We start from the raw sequence: 11,582 nt of genomic DNA, 5'->3' as shown, positions 1-11,582 counted from the left end.
CCATTCCGAACAGAGAAGTTAAGCCCGTTAGTGCCGATGGTACTGCGTATTGTGGGAGAGTAGGTCGCCGCCTTCTTTGAAACCCTTCATCATTCTGATGAAGGGTTTTTTGTTTTTATATTGTTTATGTTTACTTCTTTTTCTTATTACTACTCGGAAATTATAGGTATTTTTGTTTTCTACTCAATTTAAACTAGTTCATTTTGAAGGATATTATTATTGCTATTGATGGTTTTTCGTCTACAGGGAAGAGTACAATTGCTAAGAAATTAGCCAATAAGTTAGAGTACGTATATATAGATACTGGGGCGATGTATAGAGGAATTACATTGTTTGCAATGGATAAAGGGCTTATTGTAGATTCTGAGATTGATAAAGTTGCTTTATTAGAAAAGTTGCCAGAAATATTTATTTATTTTAAACATAATTCTTCTACGGGCGTGGCTCATATTTATCTAAACGATGTAGATGTGAGTAAGAAAATTAGAAGCCTGGAGGTGTCTAATTATGTAAGTTTAATTGCTGCAATACCTGAGGTGCGTAAAAAACTGGTAGAACAACAACAAGTATTTGGGAAAGAGAAAGCTTTAGTTATGGATGGGAGAGATATTGGTACAGTGGTTTTTCCTAATGCAGAATTAAAAATATTTATGACAGCATCGGCTAATGTTAGGGCAGTGCGTAGGTATAAAGAACTTATAGAAGGAGGTGATAGTGTTAGTTATGAAGAGGTATTAGAAAATATAGAAAAACGAGACCTGATAGATACTACACGTGCAGACTCTCCATTGATAAAAGCAGAGGATGCAGTGGTTATTGATAATTCTGAGCTTACCATTGAAGAACAATTAGATTATATTTTAGAATTAGTAAAAAATAAAATAGAAGAAAAATAAAGATTTTTTCTAAATATTTGAATATCAAAAAATAAGTTGTATTTTTGCACTCCTTTTAGAGACTTTATCGGTAAGAGAAAGGATAGCTATAAAAATGTAACATTCTTCTGTAGGAATGTCTCATAATTCTGCCGAGATACTATAGAATACAAATTATTTAATCAGCAATGGCTGAAGAAAACAAAACTCCAGAAGTTCAGGAACAAGAAGTGAAATCTGTAAAAGCATCTTACATAACTGAACAACAAACAAATCCAGAGCAATTTTTAAAAGATTTTAATTGGCATAACTACGAGGAAGGTATAGACCCAATCGAAGATGACAAGTTAGAAGAATTTGAAAAACTTGTTGCCGACAATTTTGTAGATACTTTAGATGATGAAGTAGTAGAAGGTACGGTAATAAACATCACCGATCGTGATGCTATTATTGATATCAATGCAAAAAGTGAAGGTGTTGTTTCTCTAAATGAATTTAGATATAACCCAAATTTACAAGTAGGTGATAAGGTAGAAGTATTAATTGATGTTCGTGAAGACGCAACAGGACAATTGGTACTTTCTCACCGTAAAGCTCGTGTAATTAAAGCTTGGGATAGAGTAAATAAGGCTCATGACGAGGCTACTATTGTAAACGGATACGTTAAATGCCGTACAAAAGGTGGTATGATTGTAGATGTTTTTGGAATAGAAGCATTCTTACCAGGTTCTCAAATCGATGTGAAGCCTATTAGAGATTATGATGCCTATGTAGGAAAAACAATGGAATTTAAAGTGGTTAAAATCAATCACGAATTTAAAAACGTTGTAGTTTCTCATAAAGCACTTATCGAAGCGGATATTGAAGAGCAAAAGAAAGAAATTATTGGTCAGTTAGAAAAAGGTCAAGTATTAGAAGGTACTGTGAAGAATATTACTTCTTACGGTGTATTCGTAGACCTTGGAGGAGTAGACGGATTAATCCATATTACAGATTTATCTTGGTCTAGAATTAACCACCCTAACGAGATTGTAGAATTAGACCAAAAATTAAACGTAGTAATTTTAGACTTCGATGAAGCTAAAACACGTATCCAATTAGGTCTTAAGCAATTAAGCAAACATCCTTGGGATGCTTTAGACGAAAACTTGAAAGTTGGCGATAAAGTAAAAGGAAAAGTAGTTGTAATTGCAGATTATGGTGCATTTATAGAAGTTGCAGAAGGCGTTGAAGGATTAATTCACGTTTCTGAAATGTCTTGGAGTACACACTTACGCTCTGCACAAGACTTTGTAAATGTAGGCGATGAAGTTGAAGCGCAAGTTTTAACTCTAGATAGAGATGACCGTAAAATGTCTCTAGGTATAAAACAATTAACTCCAGACCCATGGACAGATATTACAGAAAAATACCCTGTAGGATCTCGCCATACAGGAGTTGTTCGTAACTTCACTAACTTTGGTGTGTTTGTAGAATTAGAAGAAGGAATTGACGGATTAATTTATATCTCTGATTTATCTTGGACTAAGAAAATTAAACACCCATCAGAATTCTGTAACGTAGGAGATAAACTAGAAGTTGTAGTACTTGAACTAGATGTTGAAGGACGTAAATTAAGTTTAGGTCACAAACAAACAGAAGAAAACCCTTGGGATAAGTATGAAGATGAATTTGCAGTAGGTTCTAAACACACCGCAATCATTGAGGATATGGTAGATAAAGGCGCTACAATTAAATTTAACGATGATGTTGTTGCTTTTGTACCTAGCCGTCACTTAGAAAAAGAAGATGGAACTAAATTAGGAAAAGGAGACGAAGCTGAATTTATTATTATTGAATTTAATAAAGAATTTAAGCGTGTAGTAGCTTCTCACATGTCTATCCACAAAGAAGAAGAAGCAAAAATAGTAAAACAAGCTGCTAAAAAGGCGCAAGAAGAAACTAGCAAGCCAACATTAGGTGATGCTAATGCAGACCTACAAGCACTTAAAGATAAAATGGATGGTAAAGCCTAATAAGCTTAATTAACCTTTTATAAAAAAGAAGAGATCGTCTGAAAATTACTTTTCAGACGATTTTTTTGTGTATTTATGGTTTTTTACACACTTACTAAGATAATACCTTAGCGATGTTTTCTTTTGGCGATGCCTTGCTCACTCACTGGTAAGTAGCGTTTTTGTTTTAGATTTTAATCGCATTAAATTATAATTGTGTTTTATAATACGATTATCTTTGGATTTATGACAAAGACTTCTTATACCCAAAGAAGCAATTATGTGGTTAATGGTATTCTAAAATATGTGGCTCTCGATAATTATAATCGTCTAACCTGAACAAGTTATCAAAGTTTCCATTAAAACGCATAATATTTTGTCCTTCGCCAGGTATTTTAGGATATAAAGAAAAAGCAAACCTAATGTTTTCAAACACAAAATAATCGTTACTAATTAAAAAACCAAAGCCTACTCTAGTATATACATCATTCTTGAAAAAAGCATGTGGTTCTTCCCCAATAAAACCAATATCGAAAGCTAAAAACGGACTTATACGAAAACCTAACCAGTTAAAAGGCACATAAGATTGCGTCTGGAAGTTAAAAACAAATTTTCTTGTTCCGTAAACTCGTGGACTATTAAATTCATCTATACCATAATATCCATTTATGTTTAAACGGTCTTTAATAATGCTTTTACGGTTAAGCCCAACAGTCATATTCGTTTTTACAAATTGTCGTAAATACCAGTTTCCTATTTTAAAAACAGGAGAAAAATAAGTTCCTTGAATCCTAAATAATGATTGATTCGCTTTTCCACTCCTAAAAAAACTTCCGTATTGTAAGGTTGTTGCTAGGTAACCAAAACCTGTAAAATAATTAGTTAAGGTAAAGTCTGCTCCTAAATAAAAACTATTTTTTCCGTTTTGCGATTGTACACCAGAATGTAGAAAATAGCTATGGCCTATGCTAATATCTTCAATATCTCCATTTCTAAATACATACCTATCTCTTACATAATTTACATCCCTAACACCTATTGAACCTAATTTTATATTTTGATTAGAAAAAAAGCCAATAGAGTCAATCTCTTTACTAGGCGTTGTTAAGAATTCTGTTTGGGCATATCGCGCCGCAATAATAAGGTTAGTAGGTAAGTCTCCTTTTTTGGTATGATTTTTTAACGGAATGGCATAAGCTCCCCACACATTAATTCCTTGGGTTTTTATGGGCGTTTTTACAATGCTATCAGCTTTATAGTGGTAAAAACGCTCCAAGTACTGTCGTTTATAAACACTAACCTCTCCCGCCCAACGGGCAAGCGGAGAGTAAAAAGTTCTGTTTACACGAGCAAGGTTTAGATAAGATTGATTGGTTTCTACATCCCTAAAAACTTCTGCATTAATATAGGTGTTATGTAAATTTTCTGCTTTATACCCTAGTGTAAACCCAGGTGGTTTATTTGTATTAAAATCTTTTTTATAAGCAGAAGAGAATTGATGGCCAAGCCCTAAAAAATTATACTCTTTTAACCTTATTTCTCCGTTTTTAGACGAAATATCGCCTTCTAACCCTAAACTCCAACTATCTAGAACGTAAATGTGTAAATCTATAGAATCTGATTCTTCAGAGATTTCTTCAGGTCTAATAAGGGTTCTTCTAATAATTTTTTTTCTACGTAATAAACGTTCAGACTCTAATACAAGTAAGGAATCTAAAGCTGTTTTTTCTCGTAAAAGAATTAGCCCTTTAACGGTAAATGGTTTTGTTTTTACATGGATGGCATTCCCGAAGTTATCAATTTTTTTAATAGGCTTTGCAGTGCTATCTTTTTCACTATACCCAAAAGGGTCGTAGGTGGTTATTTTTATTTTTCGGATTATTTTACCCTGGTGTTTTGTGAAATTTCTATGTAATAATTCTTCTATTTGCTGCTCAGATTTCTCCTCGTTGGCAGGGTCTAAAGGTTCTAGCATTAAATTATACAGGAGTTTTGTTAATTTACTGCTTTCCGATTTTTTTTGAAGCTTTTTATAAAACTCTTCGTTTTGTTGTTGCTGTATAGGATCTTTTTTACCAATTACAGAAGTAGTGTCCTTTTTTTGAGCAAGACCCCAAAAAGGAAGGCAAAAAATACAATATAAAAGCAGAATATACTTCAATAGATGGCTTTTAAAACTATAACAAACTTAAATATTTTTTCGTAATCAGTATTACTAATAAACTGTTTATCTAGCTAAAGTAAGCAGTAATTTATGTATAAGTATTTTCTATTTAAAAATTTATTCTAAAAGGCTTAAAAAGTGTATTTTTAGATTAAAATAAGTACTTATGAAAATAGTTATATCACCGGCAAAATCTTTAGAATTAGCTAAAAAAATTCCTACGCAACATTATACACAGCCTATTTTTATGGATGAGGCAGTAAAAATTAATCAGAACTTAGCAAGTTGTACAAAAGTAGAGCTTTCTAAATTGATGAATATTAGTGATAAGTTGGCAGAGTTAAATTTTGAGCGGTATAAAGCGTTTTCGGTCAACCAGACACAGCAAAATGCCCGCCAGGCGGTTTACACCTTTAACGGAGATGTGTATACGGGCTTAGATGCTTATGCATTATCAGAGACAGCGATAGAAAACCTGCAAGATAAACTACGCATTCTTTCTGGTTTGTATGGGGTATTAAAACCATTAGATTTAATACAAGCATATCGGTTAGAAATGGGAACAAAATTAGCACTTTCTAAAACCGAAAATTTATATGAGTTCTGGTCAGAAAAAATAACTCATGCTTTAAATGAAGAATTAAGTGAAGATGAACTTTTTATTAATTTGGCAAGTAACGAATATTTTAAAGCGATTGATAAAAAAAACCTGAAAGTGCCAATAATAGCTCCTGTTTTTAAAGATTTTAAAAATGGTAAATTAAAAGTAATTAGCTTTTATGCTAAACGTGCACGTGGGGCAATGGTGCGCTATATTGTAAATAATAATGTGCAAACCTTGCCAGAATTACGAGGCTTTAATTTAGGAGGCTATGCATATAGCGAAGAATTTACACAGAAAGAAAATGAACCTGTTTTTATACGCTAAGGAGTAGCCTTTTGTAGTTCAAAACTTATAATACCTACATCCAAAATCCCTTTAACTAGCGTTCCTTTTTTATAGGTGTAGGTATTCTCTTTACGAGATTCCCCCGGAATAGTTTTTTTATAGGTGTGTTGAGTAACATAATCCAGCTTATGGAAATTTCCGTGTTCTTCGGCAAATAGGCTTGTAACATTTTTAGGCTCTTCAAACATTAGTTTTACGGTACTGTAGCTGATTTTTTTGGTATCTAAGCGTTGACTGTTGTTTTCTTTTTCAGAAAAATAGTAAGCACCGTCACGGTATATGGTATGTGCTTGGGTTCTTATTTTATCATTAACCTTAATTAATGTTTTTGCCTCTTTTAATTTATTGTTTTTGTACACTACATGATAGCTATATAGAACATTTATGGACGTAATTATTTTTGTAGAAATCTCGGTGTTACTGGTGTAAGTTGTTAAACTATCATCAATATTTTTTGTGGCGTGAAGTTCCCCTATTTTTCTATCTTTATGTAAAATATCAAACATTAAGGTCTCTTGTTGTGCAGTGCTATAAAAAGTAGTAATTAAACAGACTAACAGCCCTAAGCATAATTTTTTACGTAGCATAAACTAAATTTTTACAAGAATAAGTTTACACTTTTTATTTTTTATAAGCAATAAATCAAGAAGTTATTTTGATGATAAATATCATGTTATTTTGCCTATTAAATCTACAAATTTGTAAACTTAAAATAACTATAATGGAAGCTTCTTGTTATCATTGCGGAGACTCTTGTGGAAAACACCCTATTGTTTTCGATGAAAAAAAATTCTGTTGTACAGGTTGTAAAACGGTTTATGAATTGTTTTCTGAAAACGATTTAAGTTGTTATTATGATTATGCCGAACAAGCAGGAACAACTCCAGAAGTTACCGAAAAATATACTTTTCTAGATAAGCCCGAAATAATAGAAAAGCTTTTAGAGTTTGAGGACGCTAATATTGCTGTAGTTAATTTATACATTCCTCATATACATTGTAGCAGCTGTATTTGGTTGTTAGAGAACCTACAAAAACTCAACGATAATATAAGGCATTCTCAGGTAGATTTTCCTAAAAAAACGGTACGTATTACATACAAAACAGAAGCTTATACATTAAGAGAGCTGGTAAGCTTACTAGGAAAAATAGGTTATACACCTTACATTAGTCTAGAAAATTTAGATAAGAAAAAAACAAAAACAGATCGAAGCTTATTTTATAAACTAGGTATTGCAGGGTTTGCTTTTGGTAATGTAATGTTCTTATCTTTTCCAGAATATTTTGAGGTTTCAGAATTTTGGTTAGATCGTTACAAGCATGTTTTTAGGTGGGTAATGTTCGCTTTTTCGTTACCTGTAGTTTTTTATGCAGCTCAAGATTATTTTATTGCAGCTTATAAAGGCTTGCGGGCAAAATCATTAACAATAGATGTACCGATAGCCTTAGGCATTATAGTCCTTTTTATCCGAAGTACAACAGAGATTGTGCTGGATATAGGAAGTGGTTTTTTTGATAGTTTAACAGGCTTGGTTTTCTTTTTGTTGGTAGGAAAGTTTTTTCAGCAAAAAACCTATGCATTTCTTTCTTTCGAGCGAGATTATAAATCCTATTTTCCAATTGCAGTAACAAGGGTAAAACACCAATCAGGTAAAATAATAGAAGAAAGTATTCAGGTATATGAAATTCAAAACGGAGATCATTTACTCATTAGGCATAATGAATTGTTACCAGTAGATGCTAAATTGCTTAGTCCAGAAGCATTGCTAGATTATAGTTTTGTAACAGGAGAGAGTAAAAGCGTAGCAAAAACTGTAGGAGAAAAATTATTTGCAGGAGGAAAACAATTAGAAGGCGCTATCGAAGTAGAGGCATTAGCAGCAGTAGAGCAGAGTTACCTTACAAAACTATGGAGTCAAGAAATTTTTTCTAAAGATAAAGATGCCTCGTATAAAAATATTATAACCAAGGTAAGCAGGCACTTTACTTGGATTGTTTTACTTATTGCTTTTGTATCTACGGCAATCTGGTTGTATTTAGATGCTAGCCAAGCCTTACAAGTGTTTACAGCAGTACTTATTATAGCGTGTCCTTGTGCATTGGCACTATCGGCACCATTTACCTTAGGAAATATGTTGCGTATTTTTGGTTATCAGAAATTTTATTTAAAAAACGCACAAGTTATAGAAAAATTAGCACAAGCCGATACGTTGGTTTTTGATAAAACCGGAACAATGACTTCGCAAGAAGAAAAACAAATTACCTACGAAGGGGTTGCTTTAACCCCAGAAGAACAAAGCCTACTCACGGCAAGTTTGCGGTCGTCAAACCACCCACTAAGCCGGTCATTATATAGCTTTTTGCAGTCGCAGAACATTACCACCTTAGATAGTTTCTCTGAAGAGATAGGCAAGGGGATAACAGCAATAAAAGGAAAACAAGAAATTAAAATAGGTTCGGCAAACTTTGTAGGTATCCAAACCGATAATAAATTAGAAGAAACCTCTGTCTATATAAAAATGCAACCCGATTATAAAGGGAAATATATTTTTGTTAATAAATACAGAAAAGGCTTACAAACACTTTTCAGAAGATTAAAAAATAACTATCACCTAGTTATCCTCTCTGGAGATAACGATAGTCAACGTGAAAAATTAATGCAAATTTTACCATCAGAAACACAAATGTTTTTTAAACAATCGCCAGAAGATAAATTAAACTATATAAAACGACTTCAAGCAGAAGGAAAAAAAGTAGTGATGATAGGCGATGGTTTAAATGATGCTGGTGCATTGGCTCAGAGTGATGTTGGTATTGCGTTATCGGAAAACACCAATGTGTTTTCGCCTGCGTGTGATGCTATTTTAGACGCTACAAAATTTGCAGCCTTAGATACATTCTTAAAAGCTTCTAAAAAAACTATTCATATCATTAAAGCGAGTTTTATGCTTTCGTTTTTTTACAATGTTATAGGCTTGTATTTTGCAGTTACAGGGCAATTGTCGCCTGTAATAGCAGCTATTCTTATGCCATTAAGCTCTATAAGTGTATTAGCCTTTGTAACGGTTTACGCAAATGTCTCAGCAAAAAAAATGGGTTTGTAAATTACTAAGCTTAAATATTCTAAATAAAAAGAAATAAAGCTGATAAATGTCATTTTTTAACAAAGTCTTCTCTGGTATTTTTGAAGTATAATCTAAATCCATGAGTGTTATCTATCTTTTATTAGCGCTAAGTATATGTGTTGCTATCGTATTTTTTGTCGTGTTTTTGCTTTCCGTAAAACGAGGGCAATATGACGATTTGCATAGCCCTGCCGTACGTATGCTTTTTGAGGATGAGTTGGTAGAAAAAACATCAAATAATCTAACCTCTAAAAACCAAAAATCATAATGGAAAAGGACGTCTTTTATTATGACAATAAGATTGTTAAAAAATTCTTATACGCCACCATCTTTTGGGGCGTTGTAGGGATGTCGGTTGGGCTACTGTTAGCCTTTATGTTTTTATTTCCTACGCTAACCGAGGGAGTTTCTTGGCTGAGCTTTGGTAGATTAAGACCACTACATACCAATGCGGTAATTTTTGCCTTTGTAGGAAACGCTATTTTTGCGGGTGTGTATTATTCGCTACAGCGTTTATTAAAAGCACGTATGTATAGCAATGCCTTGAGTAATATTAATTTCTGGGGCTGGCAGTTAATAATTGTAGCAGCAGCAATTACATTGCCTTTAGGTATTACAACAACAAAAGAATACGCTGAATTAGAATGGCCTATAGATATAGGGATAGCCGTAGTCTGGGTAGTTTTTGGATGGAATATGATTGCTACAATATTACGTAGACGTCAGCGTCACCTTTATGTAGCTATCTGGTTCTATTTGGCTACTTTTGTAACAGTAGCAGTATTACACATTTTTAATAGTTTAGCATTACCTGTAAACTTTCTAAAAAGTTATTCGGCTTATGCAGGGGTGCAAGATGCACTTGTACAATGGTGGTACGGGCATAATGCGGTGGCATTTTTCTTAACTACACCGTTTTTAGGTTTAATGTACTATTATGTGCCTAAAGCTGCTAACCGCCCTGTGTATTCATACCGATTATCTATTGTACACTTTTGGTCGCTTATTTTTATATATATCTGGGCCGGACCTCACCACTTATTGTATTCTGCTTTACCAGATTGGGCACAGAACTTAGGAGTTGCTTTCTCTATTATGCTTCTTGCGCCTTCTTGGGGAGGTATGATTAACGGGCTGCTTACCTTACGAGGGGCTTGGGATAAAGTAAGAACCGACCCCGTATTGAAGTTTATGGTAGTCGCAATTACAGGCTACGGTATGGCTACTTTTGAAGGGCCAATGCTATCGTTAAAAAATGTAAATGCAATTGCCCACTTTACCGACTGGATTATTGCGCACGTTCACGTAGGGGCATTAGCATGGAATGGTTTCTTAACCTTTGGTATGATTTACTGGTTGATACCTAAATTAGTGAAAAAAGATTTATGGTCTGTAAAATTAGCCAATGCCCATTTCTGGATAGGTACATTAGGAATAGTAATGTATTGTTTACCTATGTATGTGGCAGGCTTTGTACAAGCTTCTATGTGGAAACAATTTAATCCAGATGGAACACTAGTTTATGGAAATTTCTTAGAAACCGTACAAGAAATTATGCCAATGTACTGGATGAGAGCCATAGGAGGAAGCTTATATATTTTAGGAACTTTCGTAATGTTATATAACGTTATTAAAACAGTAAGAGCTGGATCGAAAGTAACCGACGAAAAAGCAGAAGCAGCACCATTACTGCGTGTTACAGGAAAAAGAACAAAAGGAGAAGGCTACCATACTTGGTTAGAAAGAAAACCAGTTAGACTTACAATTTATGCAACCATAACTATTTTAATAGGAGGAGCAGTACAAATTATTCCTACAATATTAGTAAAATCCAATATCCCTACAATAAGTAGTGTAAAACCATACACACCACTAGAATTAGAAGGTAGAGATCTTTATATTAGAGAAGGATGTGTGTCTTGTCACTCACAAATGGTCAGACCTTTTAGGAGTGAAACCGAACGTTATGGAGAGTTTTCAAAAGCAGGAGAATATGTTTACGATAGGCCTTTCTTATGGGGAAGTAAACGTACAGGGCCAGACTTATTAAGAGTAGGCGGGAAATATTCAGATAACTGGCATTTTAACCACTTTTATGACCCTCAATCCACGTCTTCAGGTTCTATTATGCCTAGCTATAAAAACTTAATTACCGATGCTCACGATCGTAGTGACATACAAGATAAAATGAAGGTAATGCAAAAACTAGGCGTACCTTATACAGAAGAAGATATTGCTAAAGCTGTTGAATGGATGGATAAACAAGCACTAGAAATAGAAAAAAGTTTACATACCGATCCTGACTTTGCAAAAACCTACCAGGCTGATAAAAAATATGCCAAAGAGAATGGCTTAGATTTTATCGATATGAGAGATAGAGAAGTTGTTGCTTTAATAGCTTACTTACAACGTTTAGGGACAGATATCAAGGTGGAAATCCCAAGTGGAGAAGAAGCAAACTTGAGTTTAAATTAAA

Annotated in this window: 8 protein-coding genes and 1 rRNA gene; 7 read left to right on the top strand and 2 right to left on the bottom strand. The window is 33.7% G+C overall.

All coding sequences use genetic code 11. The features are described from left to right. The 3 genes from rrf to rpsA all read left to right on the top strand — a co-directional run. Positions 1–76: ribosomal RNA gene (gene rrf, locus GGR32_RS12145) — 5S ribosomal RNA — on the top strand; the annotation flags it as partial. A 127-nt stretch (positions 77–203) separates the two neighbouring features. After that, positions 204–896, top strand: coding sequence for a (d)CMP kinase (cmk, locus tag GGR32_RS11755; protein ID WP_183478401.1), 693 nt, complete (start codon positions 204–206; stop codon positions 894–896). Positions 897–1,063: 167 nt separating this feature from the next. Further along, positions 1,064–2,890 carry a 30S ribosomal protein S1 gene (gene rpsA, locus GGR32_RS11750; protein WP_183478400.1) on the top strand — a complete coding sequence of 609 codons (1,827 nt, stop codon included), beginning with the start codon at positions 1,064–1,066 and terminating at the stop codon, positions 2,888–2,890. A gap of 265 nt (positions 2,891–3,155) precedes the next feature. Here rpsA and GGR32_RS11745 read toward each other — a convergent pair whose 3' ends face one another. Next, positions 3,156–5,030, bottom strand: coding sequence for a BamA/TamA family outer membrane protein (locus tag GGR32_RS11745; protein WP_183478399.1), 1,875 nt, complete (start codon positions 5,028–5,030; stop codon positions 3,156–3,158). A gap of 169 nt (positions 5,031–5,199) precedes the next feature. Between GGR32_RS11745 and yaaA the strand changes: the two genes are divergently transcribed. Further along, positions 5,200–5,961: a peroxide stress protein YaaA gene (gene yaaA / locus GGR32_RS11740; protein WP_183478398.1), complete on the top strand. Its 762-nt coding sequence runs from the start codon at positions 5,200–5,202 to the stop codon at positions 5,959–5,961. Here the strand turns inward: yaaA and GGR32_RS11735 are convergent. Further along, complete coding sequence (locus GGR32_RS11735) at positions 5,958–6,569, bottom strand: DUF6134 family protein (RefSeq protein ID WP_183478397.1); 612 nt, start codon at positions 6,567–6,569, stop codon at positions 5,958–5,960. The two genes, yaaA and GGR32_RS11735, sit on opposite strands and share 4 nt — an antisense overlap. Before the next feature lie 134 nt (positions 6,570–6,703). Between GGR32_RS11735 and GGR32_RS11730 the strand changes: the two genes are divergently transcribed. The 3 genes from GGR32_RS11730 to ccoN all read left to right on the top strand — a co-directional run bounded on the left by GGR32_RS11730 (position 6,704) and on the right by ccoN (position 11,581). Beyond that, positions 6,704–9,085, top strand: a complete 2,382-nt coding sequence (locus GGR32_RS11730; RefSeq protein WP_221403738.1) for a heavy metal translocating P-type ATPase — start codon at positions 6,704–6,706, stop codon at positions 9,083–9,085. A gap of 100 nt (positions 9,086–9,185) precedes the next feature. After that, the gene (gene ccoS, locus GGR32_RS11725) at positions 9,186–9,374 is read left to right on the top strand and encodes a cbb3-type cytochrome oxidase assembly protein CcoS (RefSeq protein WP_183478396.1); all 189 of its coding nucleotides are present in this window, start codon (positions 9,186–9,188) and stop codon (positions 9,372–9,374) included. Then, positions 9,374–11,581: a cytochrome-c oxidase, cbb3-type subunit I gene (gene ccoN, locus GGR32_RS11720; RefSeq protein ID WP_183478395.1), complete on the top strand. Its 2,208-nt coding sequence runs from the start codon at positions 9,374–9,376 to the stop codon at positions 11,579–11,581. Before ccoS ends, ccoN begins: the two co-directional genes overlap by 1 nt. Position 11,582: the final 1 nt, after the last annotated feature.

Origin of the sequence: Mesonia hippocampi, assembly GCF_014197445.1 — a bacterium.
GTDB classification, from domain to species: Bacteria; Bacteroidota; Bacteroidia; order Flavobacteriales; family Flavobacteriaceae; genus Mesonia; species Mesonia hippocampi.
This window is presented reverse-complemented; position numbering and strand designations above follow the sequence as displayed.

What these genes read in the sequence shown, in the direction of transcription:
- ccoS (WP_183478396.1), top strand. Translation starts at nt 9,186, where the DNA reads ATGAGTGTTATCTATCTTTTATTAGCGCTAAGTATATGTGTTGCTATC.
- yaaA (WP_183478398.1), top strand. Translation starts at nt 5,200, where the DNA reads ATGAAAATAGTTATATCACCGGCAAAATCTTTAGAATTAGCTAAAAAA.
- GGR32_RS11730 (WP_221403738.1), top strand. Translation starts at nt 6,704, where the DNA reads ATGGAAGCTTCTTGTTATCATTGCGGAGACTCTTGTGGAAAACACCCT.
- ccoN (WP_183478395.1), top strand. Translation starts at nt 9,374, where the DNA reads ATGGAAAAGGACGTCTTTTATTATGACAATAAGATTGTTAAAAAATTC.
- rpsA (WP_183478400.1), top strand. Translation starts at nt 1,064, where the DNA reads ATGGCTGAAGAAAACAAAACTCCAGAAGTTCAGGAACAAGAAGTGAAA.
- GGR32_RS11735 (WP_183478397.1), bottom strand. Translation starts at nt 6,569, where the DNA reads ATGCTACGTAAAAAATTATGCTTAGGGCTGTTAGTCTGTTTAATTACT.